The following is a 21,824-nucleotide window of genomic DNA, read 5'->3' on the forward strand; positions in this document are numbered from 1 at the left end:
GTGGTTGAATCAACACCGAACCCGTCGGCTTCATCTCCATCATCGACATCAAGGGCAGTCCGAACGGCTGCCCTTTTCCTTTGCGGCTGCTGTCTGCTGGTGTCCGGCTGGTTCGCCGTCTATGCCTTGTCCCCCGGGCCTCCTGCCTCGGAGGCGTCGGCGGTCGTGACCATCGCCCGGGGCACGCCGCTCAGGGAGATGTCGAAGGTGCTGGCCGGGGCTGGACTGGTGGAGGAGGATATCCGCTTTGCCGTTCTCGCCCGGCTCCTCGGCTACTCCGGCCGGATCCGGGCCGGCGAGTTCGAGCTGGCGACCGGGATGACTCCGCTGCAGTTCCTCAGGCAGCTGGTCGCGGCCCGGCCGATCCAGCATGCGGTGACCATCCCCGAGGGCCTGCGGCTCGACGAGATCGGCCGGATCTTCGCCCAGGGAGGGTGGTGCGACGCCGAGCAGTTCAGGCAACTGACCCATGACAAGGCCTTCCTGGCCGCAATCGGCTTTGGCGAACTCGACAGCCTGGAGGGCTATCTCTTTCCCGATACCTATTATCTCACCCGCGATGTTCAAGGGGCGGAGGAACTGATCACCATGATGACCAGACGGTTCCGGGAGGTCTGGACTCAGCTTTCTCCCTCGCCGGCCGGCAATGCCAGCCGGCATGACGTCGTGATCCTCGCCTCGATCGTGGAGAAGGAGACCGGGCGGGGCGAAGAGCGGGCGGTGATTGCCGGGGTCTTCGCCAATCGTCTGAAGAGGGGGATGCGGCTCCAGTCCGATCCCACGGTGATCTACGGGATCGATGATTACACCGGCAATATCACCAGGAAACACCTGCAGACGCCTTCCCGCTACAACACCTACACGCTGGCCGGCCTGCCGGCCGGACCGATCAGCAACCCGGGGCGGTCGGCCCTCGAGGCGGCGTTGCATCCGGCCGCCACCGACTATCTCTATTTCGTCGGCCGCAACGACGGAACCCATCAATTTTCCCGCACCCTCGAAGAGCATTCCCGGGCCGTGCTCAAATACCAGCGGAAAAAGCCGGAAAAAAACGGTAAAGGTTGAACGGGGAACCCTTCGCCTCGATGCCGCAGGCAGGCAACGGCGGAGCGGTTCATGTCGAATACGTCGAGCACAGGCCAGGAGAAGAGCGCAAGGTGAAGATAGCCCTGATACAGATCAACCCGGTGATAGGAGATTTTCAGGCCAACGGCCGGAAAATCGTGGAACGCGCCAACGAGGCCCGCGCCAGGGGGTGCCGCCTGGCGATCTTTCCGGAACTGGCCCTGCCCGGATACCCGCCGCAGGATCTTCTCGAACGCGACTCCTTCCTCGCCGACCATGACCGGGCCCTGGCGCGGCTGCTGGCCGAACTTCCCGATATCGACGTCCTGTTCGGCTGCATCGTCCGGCGGGAGGGGGGCAAGGGGAAGCGATTGTACAACTCCGCCGTGGCGGTGCGGGACGGCCGGATCGTCTTTCGCGCCGACAAACGGCTGCTGCCGGCCTACGACGTCTTCGACGAGACCCGCTATTTCGAACCCGGCCTCATTCCTGAGTTGTACCGGGTCGACGACCTGTGCTTCGCCGTCACGGTCTGCGAGGATGTCTGGCAGCACCAGATCGGCGAATACCGGACCCAGCCGGTCGACGAACTGTTTGCCGCCGCCGGCGCCGGCGGGGAAAAAATCGATGCGGTCATCAACATTTCGGCCTCGCCGTTCCAGCGCAACAAGGAACTGACGCGAAAGGCCATCTTCGCCGAGATCTGCCGTACCTGGCAGGTCCCCTTCCTCTATGCCAATCAGGTCGGCGGCCAGGATTCGCTGCTGTTCGACGGCCGCAGCCATGTGCTGGATCGCGATGGCCAAACCGTCTGCCAGGCCGCCGGCTGCAGCGAGGACCTGGTGGTTGTCGACAGTGCCGACTGGCGGGGCGAGATGCATGCCCCGGCCGAGGTCGAGGAATTGGCCTCGATCCATGACGGCCTGGTGATGGGGGTCAGGGACTATGTCCGCAAGTGCGGTTTTTCGTCCGTCGTCCTCGGCCTGTCCGGCGGCATCGATTCGGCCCTGACCGCCGCGATCGCCGTCGCCGCCCTCGGCCCGGACCAGGTCCTCGGGGTGGCGATGCCGTCGGTCTACAGCGCCGCCGAGTCCCTGGCCGATGCCCGGCTGCTGGCGCAGCGGCTCGGTTGCCGCTTCGAGGTGATCCCGATCAAGGGCCTGTTCGATACCTTCCGCCAGACCCTGACGCCGCTGTTTGGCGATCGCCCCGAGGACCTGACCGAGCAGAACCTGCAGGCCAGGATCCGCGGCAATCTGCTGATGGCCCTGTCCAACAAGTTCGGCCATCTGCTGCTGACCACCGGCAACAAGAGCGAGATGGCGGTCGGTTACTGCACCCTCTACGGCGACATGAGCGGCGGCCTGGCGGTGATCTCCGACGTCCCGAAGCAGCTGGTGTACCGGTTGGCCGGGTATGTCAACCGGGAGCGGGAGATCATCCCCGCCCGGACGATCGTCCGGGCGCCGACGGCGGAGCTGAGACCCGACCAGCGCGACCAGGATGATCTGCCGCCGTACGAGATGCTCGATCAGGTCCTGGAGATGCACCTGGAGAAAGGGTTTGCCCTGACCGATATCGTCGCCCGGGGCTTCGACGAGGCCATGGTGCGCGACATCCTCCGCCGGATCCGGATCAACGAATACAAGCGCAAACAGGCGCCGATGGGGCTGAAGGTGACGAGCAAGGCCTTCGGCTACGGGCGGCGCTATCCCAACGTCCAGAACTACCGCGAGTAGGCAGCAGGCGATGGAAGAGGGCAGGAGAAGCAGACGCCGGATCGTGGTGCCGGCGGTGAGCCTGGTCCTGGTGGTTATCGCCTGTGCCTGGCTGATCGTGCGCGAGACCCGGCTCAAACGCCCGCCGCAGCTGACAACGACCACTGCCGGCACGATCGATATGTGTCTGTCCTGCCACAAGGACGTCAAGCTTGATCCCGCCCACGATCCGGCGGTCATCGGCTGCACCCCCTGCCATCGCGGCGATCCGCTGGCGGTGACCGAAAAGGCCGCCCATAAGGGCATGGTCCTCAACCCCGGCGACCTCCGGGTCGTCGAGCAGACCTGCGCGGTCGAGGGCTGCCATCCCAAGGACGCCCACAAGGTCAAGAACTCGCTGATGGCCACCAATCGCGGCATCCTCGGCACCCTGCTCTATTACTGGGGGGAAACGTCGAGCCAGAATACCGAGCTGACCGTCGAGCAGCTGCTGCAGTCCGGCCAGACCTCGCTGGCCCTCGATTATTTTCGCAAACTGTGCGCCACCTGCCACCTGTGGAAACAGAAGAACGACCTGCCCGGCGAGGCGGCCTTCTTCAACGAGAAGGGCGGTGGCTGTTCCGCCTGCCATTTCCAGAATCCGCCCGAGGTCCCGGTCCGCGACATCCGCTATTCCGGCGACGAGATGGCGCCCCCTCCCGCCGCCGACCGGAAGAAGATTCATCCCCTGGTCAAGAAGGCGATCCCCAGCGACACCTGCATCCGCTGCCATAACCGGTCAGGGCGCATCGGCCTGTCCTATATCGGCCTGTTCGAATCGGAGGGTTACGGCACCCCGTACGAGCAGGGGAGGATGACGAAGAAGCAGCTGCCGGGAGCGCGATTCTATCTCCAAATCGCCGACGACATCCATCATGCCCGGGGCATGGAGTGCATCGATTGCCACACCCGCAACGAGATCATGGGCGACGGCACCAGCTACGCCCATTACGAGGAACAGTTGGAGATATCGTGCGAGATATGCCATCGCGACGAACCGGCGCCGACCAGGAAAGGCGAGCCGCTGAACAATGTCGAAAAGACCGGGGAGGGATGGCGGCTCAAGGGCAAGATCGATGGCCGGCTGCGGCCGCTCAAGCCGCTGCGCGAGGGAGTCTGCAACTACGGCGGCCACAGGCGGGTCGGCTGTGAGGCCTGCCACTCGACCTGGGTGCCGCAGTGCTACGGCTGCCATGCCAAACGGGATGCGAGGGGCCGGCATCTCGACAAGCTGACCCTGGAGGAGACCGAGGGGCTGTGGGAAGAGGGACGGTCCTATATCCGTTATGAACGGCCGATGCTGGCCGTGTGGAAGGACGAGGTGGTGATCGTCACCCCCGGTTGTCAGGACATCGTCACCGTGGTCGGCAAGGAAGGCGGGATCGATGCGGCCTTCAACCGCTTCACGATGGCCGCCATCAATCCCCACACCACCCAGGCCAGGGGCCGCAGCTGCGCCGACTGCCATGCCTCGCCGAAGACCGTCGGCCTTGGCGAGGGGACGGTCTCGGTCGAGGATGGCAGGCTCGTCTTTACCGGCATCGATCAGGGGGTGGACACCGCCGCCGGCCGCACCGTGCCGTTCGACGCCTTTGTCCGGATCGACGGCACGCCGCTGCAGCGGGGATCGCGACCGGACCTGCGGCCCTTCAACGGCGAGGAGCTGCGGCGCATCCTGCGGGTCGGGATCTGTGTCGGCTGCCATGCCGAAGCCGATGCCAAGGTGTGGAACAACTACACGGTCGACACGGTCTGCCGGCGCCAGGGTGCCGAAGCGGACGAGTTGCCCGGACCATCAGCGAAGCAACAGGAGGTAACGCCATAGCCAATCTCACCGGAAATCTCGACGGGTTGAAGAAGAACCAGATCCGGCTGCTCGAACGGCTGGCGGGGAAAAAAATCCACCGCGACCTGATCGTCTCCCCGGAGATCGCCAGGACCCTGTCTGAACTGTCGTTCGAGATCAATCGCCAGATCGGCCTGCTCATTCATCGCTCGGGCCAGATCGAGATGGTGATCGTCGGCACCTTCAGCGGCCTGATGATCCCTCAGCTCAACGCGATCCGCACCGCCGGCGGGCGTCTGCGGGGGCTGCGCCTGGTCCATACCCATCCGGGCGGCGAGGATATCAGCGACGAGGACCTGATGGATCTGCTGTTTCTCCGCCTCGACCTGCTGTCGGTGCTCAAGATCACCGCCGACGGGCTGCCGGAGCGGCTGTATTCGGTGCACCTGCTGCCGGAGGATACCGCCGGCCGGGGCTGGACCTTCCTGCCGCCGGTGCATCCGGCCAATCAGAACGAGTCGTTCGAGGAGCTGATCAACGCCCTCGAGGGTGAATTCACCCGGCTGCAACGGGCGCGCCGCCGGGTCGAGCGGCGGGAGGACCGGGCCATTCTGGTCAGCGTCAGCACCGAAGCGAAGATCGTCGCCGAGGAGTCGCTGGGCGAGTTGGTGGAGCTGGCCCGGTCCGACAACATCGAGGTCCTCGATACCGTGCTCCAGCGCCAGCGCCAGATCAACCCGCGGCTGATCGTCGGCAAAGGCAAACTGGCTGACATCATGATCCGGGCCCTCCAGCTCGACGCCAATCTCCTGATCTTCAACCAGGAACTGAACCCCTCGCAGATCCGCTCGATCACCGATTTCACCGATCTCCGGGTCATCGACCGGACCCAGCTGATCCTCGACATCTTCGCCCATCGGGCGATGAGCCGGGAAGGCAAGCTGCAGGTGGAGATGGCCCAGTTGAAGTACATGCTGCCGCGCCTGTCGACCCGCGACGACGCCCTGTCGCGGCTGACCGGCGGCATCGGCGCGAGGGGGCCGGGCGAGACCCGACTGGAGATCGACCGCCGCCGCATCAGCGACCGCCTGGCCCGGCTCGGCGGGGAATTGAAGGCGATCGCCAGCGAGCGCTATCGCCGCCGCTCCAAACGGCGGAAGAAGGATCTGCCGGTGATTTCGCTCGTCGGCTACACCAACGCCGGCAAGTCGACCCTGCTCAACACCCTGACCCACAGCGATATCATCGCCGAGGACAAGCTGTTCGCCACCCTCGATCCCACCAGCCGCCGGCTGCGGTTTCCGACCGAGATGGAGGTCATCATCACCGATACGGTCGGTTTCATCCGCCACCTGCCGGACACCCTGCTGCAGGCCTTCAAGGCGACGCTCGAGGAACTGCAGGAGGCCGACCTGCTGGTCCATGTCATCGATCTGTCGAACCCCGTCTACCGGGAACAGATGGCGGTCGTCGACCGGCTGCTCGGCGAACTCGAGCTGGACGAAATCCCCTGCCTGCGGGTGTTCAACAAGATCGACAAGGCCCCGTATCCGGTGCAGGCGCGGGCCGAGGCGGAAAAGGAGGGGGTGGTGATCAGCGCCATCGATCCCGGGACCCTGCGGCCGTTTCTCGAGCGGGCGGAGCGGATGATGGGCAAGGCCCTTGAGCCGATGTGAGCGAAAATCAGGATGGAACCCGGGCCTTTTGCAGAGGCCCGGTCTGAGATGCAGGGGCGAGGGGAGTGGTCGTCAGTCGTAGATGATGGCGGTATACTTCTCCAGGATCTCCTCGGTCTCCCGGTCCAGTTCGCCGGCCACCTCATGGATCTGGTATTCCTGCCGGCAGCCGGTGCAGCGCATGCGGACCCGGCGGCACATCCGATGGACCTCCAGTTTGGCCGAACACTTCTTGCATTTCATTGTCATGGCGCCAACAGCTCCGTTCGGGTAAATATCGATTTCAGCCGGTAGCCGGCCCTGGCCAGCTCTTCCACGCCGCCTTCCTCGCGTTCGACCACGGTGGCGACCAGACCGACCTTGAAACCCTGGGCCTCGACCCGGTCGATGACCTTGAGCAGGGTGCCGCCGGTGGTGACCACGTCCTCGATCAGCGCGACGGTGCAGCCTGCCGCCATGTTCTTCAGCCCCTCGATATAGTTGCCGGTGCCATGCCCCTTCGCCTCCTTGCGGACGATGAAGGCGGGAATCGGCGCCTGCTCCAGATAACTGACGATCGACACGGCGGTAACCAGGGGATCGGCGCCCAGGGTCATCCCGCCGACGGCGGCGATCGGTGTTTGCTCCTCCCTGATCAGGCCGAACAGGAGCCTGCCGCAGAGATAGGCGCCCTCGGCCGACAGGGTGGTCTGCTTGCCGTCGATATAGAAGTCGGAGGTCTTGCCGGAGGTCAGGGTGAAGGTACCCTGACGGTAGGATTTTTCAAGCAGGATCGATTTCAGTCGCTGTCGTTCATTCATGGGAGTGTCAACCTGGAGAGAGGGATTGGTGTCGGTCGTGGGAAAAGCAACGGTTCCCGATTTTACTTAAATAGGACCGGGGAGAAAAGAAAAAACTCGCGTTGCCGGAAAATGGCGTGGTATTCTGTCTCCATTATCTGTCAGTCTGTGGTTGTTGACCGAGCGTCCCCTGTATGCATCGTTTCAAGCCTTTGGAGAGGAGAGTTGTATGTGCGGCATCGTAGGTTATACCGGTCCCCGTCGTGTGGTGCCGGTACTGCTGGAAGGGCTCAGGCGTCTTGAATACCGGGGGTATGATTCGGCCGGCGTGGTCTATCTCGAGAACGGGGCGCTGACCAAGTACCGCTGTCAGGGAAAACTCTCCAATCTCGAGAGGCTGATCGACGAGGCGGTCGTCACCCCCTCCCATATCGGTCTCGGCCACACCCGCTGGGCGACGCATGGGGCGCCAACGACCGCCAACGCCCATCCGCACAGCGATTGTACCGGTCGGCTGGTCGTGGTCCATAACGGCATCATCGAAAACTACCATTCTCTGCGCGAAGAACTGAAGGCCAAGGGCCATACGTTCTCCTCCGAAACCGATACCGAGGTCCTTGCCCACCTCATCGAGGACTGCCTGCGGGACGATCTGCCGACGGCGGTACGCGAGGCCCTGCGGCGGGTCGAGGGGTCGTTCGCCCTCGGGGTGCTGTGGGCCGACCAGCCGGAGCTGATCGTTGCCGCCCGCAACCAGAGTCCGCTGGTCCTCGGCGTCCATCCGGAGGAGGGGTCATTTCTGGCCTCGGATATCCCGGCGCTGCTGCCCTTCACCAACCAGGTCGTGTTCCTCGAGGACATGGAGATGGCCGTGCTCACCAGGGAGGGCCGGGAGATATCCTCGCTCGTCACGGGGCAGCCGATCACCCGCCAGCCCCAGACGATCCTGTGGAATGCGGCCATGGCCGAGAAGGCCGGCTTCAAGCATTTCATGCTCAAGGAGATCTTCGAACAGCCGCAGGCGATCACCAACACCGTCAGCGGCCGGGTCGACCCGAAGTCGGGGGAGATCAGCCTTGCCGAGATCAATCTGACGGCGGAGGAGTGCCGTAACATCGACCGCATCTTCCTTGTCGCCTGCGGTACCTCCTGGCACGCCGCCCTGGTCGCCAAGTACTGGATCGAGCGGTATGCCAGGATCCCGGTGGAGGTCGATATCGCCTCGGAATTCCGCTATCGCCACCTGCTCATCGACGAGCGGGTGCTGACGATCACCATCTCCCAGTCCGGCGAGACCGCCGACACGCTGGCCGGTCTGCGGATCGCCAGGAAGATGGGATCGAAGGCGATCACGATCTGCAATGTCGTCGGCTCGACAATGACCCGGGAGGCGGATGGGACCGTCTACACCCACGCCGGGCCTGAGATCGGGGTGGCCTCGACCAAGGCCTTCACCTCCCAGCTGGCGGCCCTGTTTCTGCTCACCATTTTTCTCGGCCGCCACTGCGGGACCATTGACCAGGCGAAACAGCAGGAACTGGCCCAGGCCCTGATCGGGATTCCGGCCATCATCGATCATCACCTGCCGAAGATCCAGCAGCAGGTCAGCGCCTTGATCGACGGCTTCTACGATTGCCGTGATTTTCTCTTTGTCGGCCGCGGTCTCTCGTACCCGATTGCCCTCGAAGGCGCCCTGAAACTGAAGGAAATCTCCTACATCCATGCCGAGGGGTATGCTTCCGGGGAGCTCAAGCACGGGCCGATCGCCCTGATCGACAAGGATATGCCGATCGTGGCGATGGTGCCGCAGGATGAGGTGTACCAGAAGACGATCTCCAACGTCGAGGAGATCAAGGCCCGCCAGGGGCGGCTGATCCTCATCGGCAGCGAAGGAAACAGCCACCTGCGGACAATTACCGACGATGTGATCTGGCTGCCGAAGATCCACGATGATATGAACCCGATCCTCTACACCATTCCGGCCCAGCTGCTGGCTTACGAGATCGCCACCCGCCGCGGCTGCGACGTCGATCAGCCCCGTAATCTGGCCAAGAGCGTGACGGTGGAGTAGGCTGACCGGGATTGCCGTGCCGGCCAAACGGGTAACGCCGGCGGCACGGCTTTTTCCCCGGCCATCTTCGGTCAACCTGCGGCAGCGGTCGTCCAGTTGCAGCGATCCCTTCGGCCACCCATTCACACCAGCCTTGTAATATCCTCAAAATGCTCTACCTTTTTCAGACCATCGTCCCGGTCAATCGTTGATCGATGACTGCCATCACCATAGCGCCGAGATCTTGCCATGAACAAGTCTGGATATTTGCAACATATTGTTTTCGTTATTTCTTTCATAGTCTCGACGGCTTTGTCGCCGTTGACCGGCTCTGCCGAGTCCGGCGCTGCCGCGAGCGATTGCATCTCAACGGACTGGCCGTCCTCGCGCAGCGATCTGCATCCCGATCCCAGCCTGGTTCGAGGGATCCTGCCCAACGGTCTGCGCTATGTGCTGAAGGAAAACAGGGAACCGCGTAACCGGGTCGCGGCCTATCTCAACATCCAGGCCGGATCGCTGCACGAAACGGATGAGCAGCGCGGCTATGCCCATTTCCTCGAGCACATGCTGTTCAATGGGTCGACCAATTTCAAGCCCGGTGAACTGGTGGAGTACTTTCAGTCGATCGGCATGAGTTTCGGCGGCGACATCAATGCCCGCACGTCCTTCGACGAAACGGTCTACCATGTCATCCTCCCCGACGCCGGTCGGTCGCAAGTGGAGAAGGGGTTCACCGTCCTTGCCGACTATGCCCGCGGGGCCTTGCTGCTGGAGAAGGAAATCGAGCGGGAGCGGGGAGTGATCCTGTCGGAGCGACGGGCCCGGGATTCGGCCGAATACCGCACCTATGTCGCCGGCAGCGAATTTGCCCTGCGCGGGACCAGGATGCCGCAGAGGATGCCGATCGGCGTCGAGGAGACGTTGAAGAAGGCCGATCGAACGCAGCTCAAGCGATTTTACGACCAGTGGTATCGGCCGGAAAACATGATCCTGGTGGTGGTCGGCGATTTCCGGAAGGCGGAGGTCGAACCGCTGGTGCACCGGATCTTCGGTCGTCTTGCCGCTGCCGAAGCCGTCGCCGAATGTCCTGATTTCGGTGATCTGCAGCATAAGGGGATCGAGGGCTTCTATCATTTCGAGGAAGAGCTGGGCAAGAGCGAGGTCTCGATCGAATCCCTGTGGGATACCGAAGAGAAAAACGATTCCCGTGCCCTTCAGGCAGCGGAACTGCGGAGGCATGCGGTATCGCTGATCCTCCGGCACCGGCTGCAGCGGCTGCAGGAGCGTTCGGAGACGCCGTTCTCCGGGGCCTTCTATGGTTCGGGCGAGATGTTTGACCGGATCGGCTATGCCGTCCTTTCAGCCGAGGTACGGCCGGGTAAATGGAAGGAGGCCCTGCGTCTGCTCGAGCAGACCCTGCGCCAGGCCCTGACCTATGGAGTGAGCCAGGCGGAGATCGATCGGGTGAAGAAGGAGATCAAGGCCAAGCTCGAAGAGGCGGTGTTGACTGCCGCCACCAAGGACTCCAAGGACATTGCCAATGACATCATCCGGCATCTCAATGAAAACAGAGTCTTCATGTCGCCGCAGCAGGAACTGGACCTCTATGGTCCGCTGCTGGCGGCACTGGATGTCGAGGCCGTCAATGCCGCCCTGCGGGCATCCTGGGCCAATGACAGCCGCTTGATCGCCTTGACCGGCGACACCAGACTGGACGACAAGACCGCCACCCAGGAGATCCTCGACGTCTTCCGGCAGGCGGCGCAGCAACCCGTCGATGCGGCCGGCAGTACTGCCGGCACTACCTTCCCCTACCTGGAGAAGCCGGCGGCGGGAGTCCTCAACGCGGTGGTCCCGTTCAAGGAGATCGAGGCCGAACGGCTGGTCTTCGCCAACGGGGTGACGGTCAACCTCAAGCCCACCGAATTCAAGAAGAACGAGGTGCTGGTCGAGATCCATACCGGCAGCGGTAAACTCGGCGAGCCGAAGCCGGGACTCGCCCTGTTGACCGCAGGCGTCGTCAACGGCTCCGGCAGCGGCACCCTGTCACGGACCGAGCTGGACGAGGTGCTGGCCGGCCGTACCGTCGGGGCGATGTTCAAGGTCGGCGAAGGGAGTTTCATCTGGTCCGGCAAGGCGATCAGGAGCGAAACCGAACTGCTGTTCCAACTGCTCCACACCATGACGGTTGATCCGGGGCTGCGGCCGGATATCTTTGAGCGCGTCAAGCGCGACCTGCGCCAGGCCTATCAGGGAATGGAACGCGACGTCGACGGGGCGATGCAGTTCCAGGTCCTGCCCTTTCTCGCCGGTGACAATCCAAAATTCGGCATGCCGCCCTGGGCCGTCGTCGACAAGGTCGGTCTCGAAGATATCAGACAATGGCTGCTGCCCGAGTTGACCGGAGGGCCGCTCGAGGTGTCGATCGTCGGCGACTTCGAGCGCGACGAGGTGGTGCGCCTGGCGTCGATCTATTTCGGCGGTCTGCCGCCGCGGCAGGGCAGGGGAGCGGTGGCCGAGCAAGTTCATTTCCCGGTCGGGAAGATGTTGACGGCCGAGGTGGATTCATCGATCGACAAGTCGATCCTGCTGATCGCCTGGCCGACTGACGATTTCTGGGATATCCACCGCAACCGCCGGCTGCACATGCTCGCCTCGGTCCTCGATGACCGGCTGCGCAAGGCGATCCGCGAGAAGCTCGGAGCGACGTATTCACCCGAAGTCGGCAGTTCCGCCAGCCGCGTCTACCCGCATTACGGCATGCTGATGGTTCAGATGGTCGTGCAACCCGGCCAGGAGAAGAAGGTCGGCGATGAGGTGTTGCGCATCGCCGATGATCTGCGCCGCGGCGGAGTGACGGAAGAGGAATTGGCACGGGCCAAGGCCCCGATGATGACCTCGCTCAGGGATGCGGTGCGCTCGAACACCTACTGGCTGTCATCGGTTCTTACCCAGTCGACCGCCCATCCGCAGCAGCTGGCCTGGCCGCTGTCGATCCTCAGCGATTTCGAGGCAGTAACAAAAGAGGAGATGGGGGCTCTGGCCGCTACCTACCTGATCAACGACAGGGCGGCCAAGGCCTGGGTCGTTCCGGTCGCCCGTCCCGACGGCCGTAAATAACGAGGCTGAATCAGGCGGAGAGGCCTGCGGCGGTACAATGGGCATCAGCCGATGATCCACAGTGCCATGTTCTGGGTCTGCATCACGGTCCGGCTCGAGATGCTGCCGAAAATGCCCTTCGCCATCCCTTCCCGCCTCCGGCCGATGACGATCGTGCCGCATTTATGTTTCCTGGCGTTGCCGATGATGCTGCTGCTTTCTTCCAGGGCCGTCGGTTCCGGCAGGGTGTGGATCATCTCCTTGTCGATGCCGGCATCGAGGAGCAGTTGGATCGGGCCGGTGAACAGGCAGTTTTTGCCCTGCAGGTGCGTGTCGCACCACTCCTTTCCCCAGCGGTCGTAAAAATCCTCGGGAACACACTGGACCCTCGATGAAAGGAGGCTGCGGGTGTGAAAGAACAGGAAGGCGATATCGTTTCTGCCGGCGAAGATGTGGGCCAGGTGATCGACGGCCATCAGGGAGTTGACCGATCCGTCGACGGGGACGAAAAACCGTTTGGTTGTGACCTCGCCATCGATGATCCATAACGGTATCTTGCGGCATTTCCGGAACAGCTCCGCCGATACCGAGCCGAGGAGCATCTCCCCGACCACCCCTATCCCCCGTCTGGCGACGACGATGCTGTCGACCAGATGTTTTTCCGCATACCCCTTCAGCGAAGCGGCGACGCCGGTGGCGTTGGGAATGGTCGAGGAGGTGATGCGGCTGGCAACGACCCCAAGGGCGGTCAGTTGGTTTTCGGCCTTTTTCAGATGAAGGAGGCCGATAGCCTGGTGGCGATCGAGCCTGTGGTCGGTCGGCAGCAGGCTGTTCTCCGGGTCCTCGGCCTCGGGGCGAACAGAGGAGCCGATGCTGGTGCAGTGCAGGACATGAAAGCTGACTTCAGGCTGGTCGGCAAAGAGCGCGGCGATATACTCGAGGGCCTGGGTGCTGCAGGGTGAGCCATCGACGGCGAGGAGGAGCTTTTTTTTCATGGAACCACCTTGTAATAACGCTATTTCATTAAAATAAATGAAGTATATCTTTGAACAGGCGGCGAAGTCAACGGCAAAACTGCGCACTCCGGGAGGATCGATGCGCGGAATTGCCGAAAATTCTGTTGAAGTTATGATATCATTTGCTTAACTACCGAAAAAGGGGCGGTCATTTAACAAAAACATCACGAAGGAAAGAGAGACGGCGCATGATCGGACAACAGCCTGACCAGTTCCACGAACGACGCAAGGGGATGCGAACGCGTTATGTCACCACTGTCTTTCTCTCTTTTCCGGATGGACAGGAACAATTGGAAGGCGGTCTTCAGGATATCAGTCTTTTCGGGATGTATGTCGGGACGGACCGGCAGGTGGCGATTGCAACCATCTGTTCCATTCGGATTGTCATCTCCGCCAGGCACAGTCGACTGATCCTGGACGACCTTCAAGGGAAGGTCGTCCGTCAGGATGCAAACGGATTGGGCATCCGCTTTGCCGCCAAACTCGAATGGTATGTCCTGTTCAATATCTATACCCATTTCAGCATAGAGCACAGGGATCAGGATGCCGTCCCCCCGAGCGAGCCACCTGATTCCGGGGGCCGCTGACTCATCGTAGCCGGGAACGCGGCCTCGTTTCCTACATGGCGGAAACGTCAGCAGGAATGGGGCCTGCCTGTTGCCTGTCCCGGGACCAAGGTGCCTGAAAACCGCCATTGCGGCGGATAATCATCGTGGAAAAATAGTGCGGGTTCTCGGGAATAGTGGAGAGATCGCGGATGATCCGTTCGCCTTCCATCCCCGCCCGCTCGATCAGCACCGCCTTGGCGAGGAGACCGGTTTCTTCGAGCAACCGGCAGATCCGGGGCAGAACCCGGTGCACCTTCATCAGGACGATGGTGTCGAACGCCTCGAGGGTCGAACGCAGGCGTTCGTCGCTGAAGGTCGCCGGCACCACCGCCAGCATCTCGTTGCCGAGGCAGATCGGCATCGCCGTTTCCGCCGAACAGCAGCTCATCGCCGGGATCCCGGCGTGGAATCTGACCCGGATATCCGGCCGCATCGACAGCAGGGTATCATAGAGATAGTAGCCGGTGGAGTAGATCGCCGGGTCGCCGAGCGTTGGGAAGGCGACATCGAGTCCCTGGTCGAGACAGGCGATGATCGTGGCCGCCGCCGCCCGCCAGGCCCGGCTGACCTCCTCTTCCGGCGCCTTCCCGGCCCTGATCTTCTTCATCGGAAAGTAGAGTTCGAAGACTGTCTTGCCGTCGAGGTCGACCGCCTGACTGATGATGGCGAGTGCAGTCGAACTGCCGCTCGGCGAGGCCTTGGGGGCGGCGATGACCGGGCAGGCGGTGAGGGTCTTCAGGGCCTTGAGGGTCAGGAGATCGGGATCCCCGGGGCCGGTACCGATGATATGGAGGGTCGCGTCACGCATGTTTTTGTCTCGGGTTGAAATGGGTGGGAGGATGCTCATTGGCGATGTCCGGTGGTTGGCGGCTGCGGGTAGAACAGCCGGTGCAGTTGTTCGATGCCGGTGAGGAGCCGCGGCGTCGGCCGGGACACCAGGGTCTCTTCGATCAGGTAGACCCTGTTGTCCTTGAAGGCCTTGATCAGCTCAAAGCCGGGCTCGGCCTTCAGGGTGTCGATATCGATGGCGTTCATCCGCCCGGTCTGGCTGAGAAAGATATCGATCTCGGCCGCCCGGGCGATGATGTGTTCCTTGCCGTATTCAGCGATATTGCTCCTGTTCCGTGGACGGGCATCGGTGGCGATGTTCCGGCCGCCGGCCGTTTCGACGGCGTAGATGGTGATCGAGGCGGGGGAAAAGGTCTTCATCTTGGCATGGATCGCCTCGACATAGACCCCGGGGCGCCGGCCGTGATCGGCGATGGGGATCTTCCGCTCGATCGCCGCAACCCCGGCGAGAAAACGGGTTCGCATCGATTGGGCGGCGGCGGCGCGGCCGGTCAGGTCGCCGAGGGTCTGCCAGTAGGCGAACATCCCCTTGACGTCGGTCGGCTGGAGCGAGACCACGGTGATGCCGCTGTCCCGCAGCCGGGCGAGCAGGGCCGGGTGGGAACGGGAGATCATCGGCCGGACGAGGACCAGATCCGGAGCCGCGGCGAGGAATTTCTCGGCGCTGTCGGCATCGCTGAAGATCTCCTTGCCACGGACGGCAGCGGGGTTGTCGCCGCGACTGACACCGATGATCTGCTCCGTCGCCCCGAGTTCCACCAGGTTCTCGGTGTGGGCGGGATAAAGGGAGATGATCCGGGAGAACGGCCGATCGAAAACGATCCGCGTCCCATCCTGGTCGATGAGTTCGGCCGCGGCCGGGACCTGCGGCAGGAGGAGGATAAAGAGCAGCAGACTCACTCCGCTTCGCAGGGTGAACCGGCAACAGCGGCGCGACGCCATGAGCGCGAGCAGGGGATGATGCGGAGGAATCAGTCTAGGCATAGCGGTATTGCACCCGTGGTTTGCCGAGCAGTTCGTCATTGAAGACCACCGCTTCGGCGGCGAAGACCTCGCGGATCAGCGGCGCGGTCATCACCGCGGCCACCGGCCCGTGGCAGTAGAGCGAGCCGGCGTGGAGGACGATCAACTCGTCGCAGAAGACCGAGGCCAGGTCGAGGTCGTGGATGGTGGCGATGACGGTGATGCCGGTCTCCGTCACCTTCCGCCGGAGGATTTTCATGATATCGAGGGTATGGCGGATATCGAGGCTTGCCGTCGGTTCGTCGAGCAGCAGGACGGGGGTGTTCTGGGCCAGGGCCCGGGCCACCAGGACCCGTTGGCGTTCGCCGCCGGACAGGTGCATGACCGAGCGGTGCTGCAGGGCGCTGATGTCCATCTCGGCCAGCGCCGCCTGCACCAGGTCGATGTCTGCCGTCGATGGCGGCGAGAATCGCGGGATGAAGGGGTGACGGCCCATCATCACCACATCGTAGACCGTGAAGTCGAAACTGATATGGAGGTCCTGGGGGACGACGGCCAGAAGCCGGGCGAGGGCGGCCTTGCCGTAGGTCCCGACCTCCCGCCCGTGGAAGGTGAGCCGTCCGGCCAGGGGGTGGGCGGCGCCGGTGAGCAGGTCGAGCAGGGTGGTCTTGCCGCTGCCGTTCGGCCCGAGGAGGCCGTAAAACCGGCCGGAATCGAGGTCCATGCTGATATCGACCAGGACCGGGGTCGCGGTGTAGCCGAAGCTGCAGCGGTCGAGGACGAATAGAGGGGCGGTGCCGGTCATCATCTTCCCCTCCCCAGTTGCCGCTTCCTGAAGATGTAACAGAAGAACGGGCCGCCGATCAGCGCGGTGAGGACCCCGATCGGGATCTCGTGCGGCAGCAGGGCCCGGGTGACGGTGTCGGCGGCGAGGAGCAGGATGGCGCCGGCAAGGAAACAGGCGGGCAGCAGCAGGCGGTTGTCGGCGCCGACCAGGAGGCGCAGCAGATGCGGCACGATCAGGCCGATGAAGCCGATGATCCCGGAGATGGCAACACAGCCGGCGGTCATCAGGGTGGCGACGGTCAGCAGCAGCTTTCTGACCTTGATGCTCTCGACCCCGAGGGAGTCGGCGGTCTTCTCCCCCAGCGCCATGATGTTGAGATCACGGGCAAAATAAAAAATAACGAGGAGGCAGGGCAGGGTGATGGTCAGCACCAGCAGCACCTCCTGCCAGGTCTTGCCGACCAGGCTGCCCATCAGCCAGAAGATGATGATGCTGACCTCCTCGTCGGCCATGTACTTGATGAAGCCGATGCCGGCGGAGAGGATGGCGGCGACGATGACCCCGGCCAGGATCAGGGTATTCGAGGAAAACCGGGAATCGGCCGACGCCAGGCTGAAGACGACGACCAGCGTGGCCAGCGCCCCGGCGAAGGCGAAGAAGGGCACGGTCCAACTCAGCGGCAGGGCGATGCCGAACAGCGACAGGATGATGGCCAGGGAGGCGCCGAAGGCGGCACCGGAGGAGACCCCGAGGGTGTAGGGGTCGGCCAGCGGGTTGAGGAGCAGGGCCTGGAAGACGCCGCCGGCCACGGCCAGGCCGCCGCCGACCAGGGTGGCGGCGATGATCCGCGGCAGGCGGATGTCGGTGACGATCACCGGGAACCGGCTGTCGATGTCCGCCGCCGGAGGAGTGCCGGTCAGGTGGGCCCAGCCGATCTCGAGCACCTGGCCGACCGGGATATGAAGGTATCCGAGGCCGGTGGCGACGGTGACGAGACCGGCGAGCAGCAGCAGGAGCAGGGACAGGATGGTGAGTTGCCGGGTCATGTCAGTGCAGCACGATACCGTTGTCGCTGGCGGTCTGCTGCAGATGGTGGAGGTAGACGTCGGCGAAGGCATCGTTCTCGCCCAGTCCCCGTGGGACGGTCATGACCTCGTACCCCTTGGCGGCGAGGATCGATTTCCATGATTCCGGCTCATCCCCGGCCATGTCGTTGAGGGTATGGTCGCCGGCGACGGTCATGAACGGTTTGAGCAGCACCTTCCCGACCCCGGCCTGTTCGAGCAGCGGCAGGGTGTCGTCGAGCGAGGGGTAGCCCTCGACCAGTGCGATGTAGATCTTGACCCGCGGATAGAGGCGGTTCATGATCGCGGCGAATTCGAGATAGGCGCTGCCGGAAGGCATGTAGGTGTTGCCATGGGCCATGTAGAGGAGGGTTGAACCGTGTTTTTCGGCGAGGGCGGCGTCGCCGGCGAGCGCCTGTGCGATCAGTGTAAGATCGTCGGCATAGGGATGTTGTTCTCCCGCCGTTCCCATGGCCGGACGGCTGAGCACCAACTGCTCGAAGGGGTTGAATCTGGCCTTGATCGTCCTGATCCCGCCCAGGGCGTCGATAGAGGCGGCGAGATCGAGATACTCCTCGCCGGCGCTGATATGGCCGGGCTGGACGATGATCGTCCGGTAGCCGGCATCCTGCAGGTTGGCGATGGTGGCCAGCGGTCCCTGGACAGTAAAGATATCCGCAGGTACCCCCGGATGCTCCTTGATGAAGGCGGTATCGCCGCGCCGCTTCTGCCACACCCTCCGGACAATGTTGGAGGTGAAGGCGATCTTCACCGGCGTCTGCGGGTATTGGCGCTGGAGCCGGTCACGGATGTTGAGGATCCCGGGCAGGGCCTTGGGAACGGTGGTGCCGAAAGCGGCAAGAACGACGGCCTGGCCGCCGGTTTCGGGGATATCGCCGGCCTGGGCCGGCTGGCAGAGGAGGAACAGCAGGAAGAGGGCGCCGACGGAGTGGATGAAACTGTGCATAATCAACCTCATCGCTGACGGTCCGGAAAAAACAAAATCCCGGACCAATTGATGCATTGATCCGGGATTCCCTGGTTATCCGTATCATTGCCATGCCATCTGTCCACGAGGCATGACCCTACAATTCAGGCAGGTCTTCTGACTTCCGGATCTCTCCTTCCCCGAGCCTTCCCATCATGAGCTGACAGTGGCGATCGTTCAGGGGCAGTCCCCGGTCACAGCGGCGGGCCCGTCTTCGAATTACACGAAGTTCCCTCTTTCACCTGCATCTGCCGACTGAAGCTGCAGGTACCCGAATCGTTTTCTCCCTATTCGATACCTTCCCCTCCTGCTGTTGTCAAGCAGGAAACGTTCCACAAACCGGCGACGGCCGCCGATCTCGTCCCGTCGAGCGTCCATCTCCCCGATGCGGTGGATGAAGATGACTGACGACCTGAATCATTGACCATCAGCCGTTTTCCACTCAGAAGGCGTAGATGGAGTAGGCCGCCGCCACCAGGATCAGACTGAACACCCGGAAGGCCTGGCTGCAGACGATCAGTTCGGTGGCGACCTTGGGCTTGAAGATCCCGGCGTAATAGGGAAACTGGTGCCGCACTGCCCTGAGCGGCGACGACAGGATGTTGCCGACCAGCAGGGCCAGGATGATCTCGCGGTATTCCATTTTTCCTTCCTGCAGCAGGGCCCCGGCGGCGGCGACACCGGCAGTCAGTTCGGAGGCCATCTGCAGGGTGATGATGCCCATGGCGTGGGGTGTCAGTCCGGGGATGAAGGAGAGATAGGCGGCGGTGGCCTGCTCGAGCTCGGTGAAAAAGCCGATGCGGTTCATGACGTAGACGATGATGTAGATCGGCACCGTCACCAGGAGGATCTTGCGGATGCGCTTTTTGAATCGCAGCCAGCTCTTGCGCATCGCCTCCCGCCAGTCGACGGCAGCCCTGCCGCCAGCGGGCGGCAGCCCGTCATGGCTGACCGGCTTCGGCAGCAGGAACCGGCTGACGATGACGATCGAGAACGTCCTGAGCAGGGCGGCCGCCAGGGTCAGGCCGACGTAGATCAGGGCGGCGCCCTTGATCAGCGGCACGGTGATGAAGAACATGGTCGGCAGGTGGACGAAGTAGGTGGGAAGGCTGTTGAAGAGATTGGCCAGCACCAGTTCCGCCTTGCGGATCTTTTCCTGATCGTAGGCCTCGGCCAGCAGGGTGTTGGCGGAGACGCCGGAGAAAACGGCCATTGAGAACGAGGCGCCGGTGATGTCGGAGAGATGGCCGAATCTGATCAGCGGCCGGGCGAGGAAGGCGATCCGGCGGGTCCAGTTCAGCGATTCGATGAAGTTGGCGATCATCAAGCCGATCGAGATCGAGGCGATCAGCCGGAGCAACGGCCACAGCAGCCGGTCCCAGAGAGTCAGAAGGGTGTCAGCGGAGACGGTCATATTGGGGGCCGGGCGTTGGTCGGGGTGCAGGGTGGATGAGTATCACAGGCTGCCGGTGAGAAAGCAGTATGCATAGAGGCTGTTGGGGTCGGCGAATAGCGGGAGTCGGCCGATGGTCGCACTGAACCGGCGATGGAGACCGCTGACCACCTCGGGGAGGAAGGGGGACAGGTTGGCCCAGGCCTGTTGTTCGGCGGCCAGCTTCTCCAGTATCCATTCGCCGAGGGACGGCGATCTGCGGATGGAGTACGGCTCGAAATCATCGGTGATGTCGGCCAGTCCGGCGGCGGCGGCGATCGCCTCGTCGAGACCGCCAAGTTCGTCGACAAGACCGATTTTTTGGGCCGTCCGGCCGTCGAAGACCCGGCCTTCGGCGACGCTCTCCAGCCGGGCTCTGTCGATCTTTCGGCCCTGTTCGACGATGGCGAGAAATTGCCGGTAGCCGTGATCGACCGACAACTGGATCGTCTGTTTCAACTGCGGGCTGAGCGGCCGGGCGAGATTGAGGCCGGAGGCCAGCGGGGTGGTGCCGATGCCGTCGCTGTGGACGCCGAGGTCGGCCAGGGTGTTCTCAAAGGTCGGAATGGCACCGAAGATGCCGATCGAACCGGTGAGGGTGGTCGGGGCCGCCCATATCTGATCGGCATCGGCGGCGATCCAGTACCCGCCCGAGGCGGCCATCGTGCCCATCGAGACGACCAGGGGCTTGCCGCTTTTCTTTAATTCGAGCAATTCCTGGCGGATGATCTCCGAGGCGAAGGCCGATCCGCCACCGGAGTTGATCCGGAGCACTACCGCCTTGACCGTTGCGTCCTCCCTGGCCACCTTGATCAGATCGGCCAGCGTATCGCTGCCGATGACCCCGGACGGCTGCTTGCCGGGCAGGATGTTGCCCTGGGCGATCAGGATTCCCACCTTGTTGACTGCCGTGCTGCCGCCTTGGGCCGCCGGGCCGATCAGGCCGAGATAGTCGGCGGATGCGATCGAGGTGTAATCGCGTTCGGAACTGGTGCCGGCGATCGAGGCGAGGTGGGACTGGACCTGCGGCCGCGTCCAGACCCGGTCGACCAGCCCGGTTTTCAGCGCCAGCTGCGCCGTATCGCCACCGGTGGCGGCAAGAAGGGTGTCGATTGAGTTGGTGTAGTTGTCGATGCTGGTCCGCGGAATCTTCCGTTGTTCCGTGACATCAGCGACGTAGCTGTCCCACAGCGATGAGAGCCAGACGGCGTTCTGCCGGCGGGCCTCGGGGGACATCGAGTCGCGGGTGATCGGTTCGATGGCCGACTTGTAGGTCCCGACCCGGAAGACATGGTAATTGATCTTCAGTTTGTCGAGGGCCTCGCGGAAATAGAGGGGATAGGCGCCGAAACCGTGGAGGTCGACGCCACCCATCGGGTTGACGGCGACCAGGTCGGCAAAGGCGGCAAGGTAGTACTGTTTCTGGGTGTAGAGGTCCTCGGCGGCGATGACCTGCCGGCCGGTGGCCCGAAAGCGCTTCAGGGCCGCACCGATGACCTGGAGCTGATCGATGCCGGCGTCGCCCAGATCCTTCTGGTCAAGCAGGATTGCCGCGATCCGGTGGTCTTCCGTCGCCCGGTCGATGATGTGGAGGATATCCTGGAGCAGGATTTCCTCGTCTTTCGCCGGTTCTCCCCGCATTTCCTGAAACAGCTTGCTGATGGACGAAATAGGCTGTTTTTCCTCGACGATATCCCCGGTCAGGGAGAGCACGAGGATGCTGTTGTCCTCGAGTCGGCGGTCGCCGCCGGTGAATATGGCAATGCAGGCGATAAGGAGAATCAGGAGGAAGAGAAGGTTGAACGTGGTATTGCGGACAAACGTCAGCAGACGTCCAGTGAAACGGAAGATGCCGAGAATGGAATGGATGAGGTCTCTCATGGTTGTGATCGCAAGCGGGTACAG

General features: G+C 63.0%; 17 protein-coding genes and 1 riboswitch. Of the genes, 7 read left to right on the plus strand and 10 right to left on the minus strand.

What is annotated here, in order from left to right; translation table 11 throughout:
• Nucleotides 1-99 precede the first annotated feature (99 nt).
• The 4 genes from mltG to hflX are packed head-to-tail and all read left to right on the plus strand — an operon-like array spanning nt 100 to nt 6,284.
• Complete coding sequence (gene mltG / locus ACWGKN_RS05590) at nt 100-1,065, plus strand: endolytic transglycosylase MltG (RefSeq protein WP_452094850.1); 966 nt, start codon at nt 100-102, stop codon at nt 1,063-1,065.
• Nucleotides 1,062-2,804, plus strand: a complete 1,743-nt coding sequence (locus ACWGKN_RS05595) for an NAD+ synthase (RefSeq protein ID WP_424256121.1) — start codon at nt 1,062-1,064, stop codon at nt 2,802-2,804. Before mltG ends, ACWGKN_RS05595 begins: the two co-directional genes overlap by 4 nt.
• 10 nt (nt 2,805-2,814) lie before the next feature.
• Complete coding sequence (locus ACWGKN_RS05600) at nt 2,815-4,647, plus strand: hypothetical protein (RefSeq protein ID WP_424256123.1); 1,833 nt, start codon at nt 2,815-2,817, stop codon at nt 4,645-4,647.
• Between the two features lie 26 nt (nt 4,648-4,673).
• The gene (gene hflX, locus ACWGKN_RS05605; RefSeq protein WP_452094851.1) at nt 4,674-6,284 is read left to right on the plus strand and encodes a GTPase HflX; all 1,611 of its coding nucleotides are present in this window, start codon (nt 4,674-4,676) and stop codon (nt 6,282-6,284) included.
• Between the two features lie 72 nt (nt 6,285-6,356).
• On the opposite strand, the gene ACWGKN_RS05610 is transcribed toward hflX, so the two are convergent.
• Both ACWGKN_RS05610 and pyrE read right to left on the minus strand, forming a co-directional pair.
• Nucleotides 6,357-6,533, minus strand: a complete 177-nt coding sequence (locus ACWGKN_RS05610) for a dual CXXC motif small (seleno)protein (RefSeq protein ID WP_424256127.1) — start codon at nt 6,531-6,533, stop codon at nt 6,357-6,359.
• The gene (pyrE, locus tag ACWGKN_RS05615; RefSeq protein WP_035229253.1) at nt 6,530-7,084 is read right to left on the minus strand and encodes an orotate phosphoribosyltransferase; all 555 of its coding nucleotides are present in this window, start codon (nt 7,082-7,084) and stop codon (nt 6,530-6,532) included. Before pyrE ends, ACWGKN_RS05610 begins: the two co-directional genes overlap by 4 nt.
• Before the next feature lie 208 nt (nt 7,085-7,292).
• Between pyrE and glmS the strand changes: the two genes are divergently transcribed.
• Together glmS and ACWGKN_RS05625 are read left to right on the plus strand one after the other, a co-directional pair.
• Nucleotides 7,293-9,134 carry a glutamine--fructose-6-phosphate transaminase (isomerizing) gene (gene glmS / locus ACWGKN_RS05620; RefSeq protein ID WP_452094852.1) on the plus strand — a complete coding sequence of 614 codons (1,842 nt, stop codon included), beginning with the start codon at nt 7,293-7,295 and terminating at the stop codon, nt 9,132-9,134.
• A gap of 300 nt (nt 9,135-9,434) precedes the next feature.
• The gene (locus tag ACWGKN_RS05625; RefSeq protein WP_452094853.1) at nt 9,435-12,233 is read left to right on the plus strand and encodes a M16 family metallopeptidase; all 2,799 of its coding nucleotides are present in this window, start codon (nt 9,435-9,437) and stop codon (nt 12,231-12,233) included.
• 44 nt (nt 12,234-12,277) lie between these two features.
• Here ACWGKN_RS05625 and ACWGKN_RS05630 read toward each other — a convergent pair whose 3' ends face one another.
• A complete protein-coding gene (locus tag ACWGKN_RS05630) occupies nt 12,278-13,207 on the minus strand; it encodes a universal stress protein (RefSeq protein WP_452094854.1) in 930 nt (309 codons plus the stop codon).
• Between the two features lie 209 nt (nt 13,208-13,416).
• Here ACWGKN_RS05630 and ACWGKN_RS05635 point away from each other — a divergent pair, with 209 nt between their 5' ends.
• Nucleotides 13,417-13,815: a PilZ domain-containing protein gene (locus tag ACWGKN_RS05635; RefSeq protein WP_035229245.1), complete on the plus strand. Its 399-nt coding sequence runs from the start codon at nt 13,417-13,419 to the stop codon at nt 13,813-13,815.
• A gap of 31 nt (nt 13,816-13,846) precedes the next feature.
• Here ACWGKN_RS05635 and cobI read toward each other — a convergent pair whose 3' ends face one another.
• The 7 genes from cobI to sppA all read right to left on the minus strand — a co-directional run bounded on the left by cobI (nt 13,847) and on the right by sppA (nt 21,800).
• Nucleotides 13,847-14,644: a precorrin-2 C(20)-methyltransferase gene (cobI, locus tag ACWGKN_RS05640; RefSeq protein ID WP_452094855.1), complete on the minus strand. Its 798-nt coding sequence runs from the start codon at nt 14,642-14,644 to the stop codon at nt 13,847-13,849.
• Nucleotides 14,645-14,679: 35 nt separating this feature from the next.
• Nucleotides 14,680-15,669 carry an ABC transporter substrate-binding protein gene (locus ACWGKN_RS05645; protein WP_424256135.1) on the minus strand — a complete coding sequence of 330 codons (990 nt, stop codon included), beginning with the start codon at nt 15,667-15,669 and terminating at the stop codon, nt 14,680-14,682.
• Nucleotides 15,662-16,456, minus strand: a complete 795-nt coding sequence (locus ACWGKN_RS05650) for an ABC transporter ATP-binding protein (protein ID WP_424256137.1) — start codon at nt 16,454-16,456, stop codon at nt 15,662-15,664. Before ACWGKN_RS05650 ends, ACWGKN_RS05645 begins: the two co-directional genes overlap by 8 nt.
• A complete protein-coding gene (locus tag ACWGKN_RS05655) occupies nt 16,453-17,481 on the minus strand; it encodes a FecCD family ABC transporter permease (protein WP_035229243.1) in 1,029 nt (342 codons plus the stop codon). The genes ACWGKN_RS05650 and ACWGKN_RS05655 overlap by 4 nt, the downstream gene beginning before the upstream one ends.
• A 1-nt stretch (nt 17,482) precedes the next feature.
• On the minus strand, nt 17,483-18,466 hold the full coding sequence (locus ACWGKN_RS05660; RefSeq protein ID WP_452094856.1) for a sirohydrochlorin cobaltochelatase: 984 nt from the start codon (nt 18,464-18,466) through the stop codon (nt 17,483-17,485).
• A gap of 111 nt (nt 18,467-18,577) precedes the next feature.
• Nucleotides 18,578-18,777: riboswitch (cobalamin riboswitch) on the minus strand.
• A 152-nt stretch (nt 18,778-18,929) separates the two neighbouring features.
• A complete protein-coding gene (locus tag ACWGKN_RS05665; RefSeq protein ID WP_035229240.1) occupies nt 18,930-19,901 on the minus strand; it encodes a membrane protein in 972 nt (323 codons plus the stop codon).
• Nucleotides 19,902-19,943: 42 nt separating this feature from the next.
• Nucleotides 19,944-21,800, minus strand: a complete 1,857-nt coding sequence (gene sppA, locus ACWGKN_RS05670; protein WP_035229238.1) for a signal peptide peptidase SppA — start codon at nt 21,798-21,800, stop codon at nt 19,944-19,946.
• Nucleotides 21,801-21,824: the final 24 nt, after the last annotated feature.

The organism is Desulfoprunum sp. (assembly GCF_053613775.1).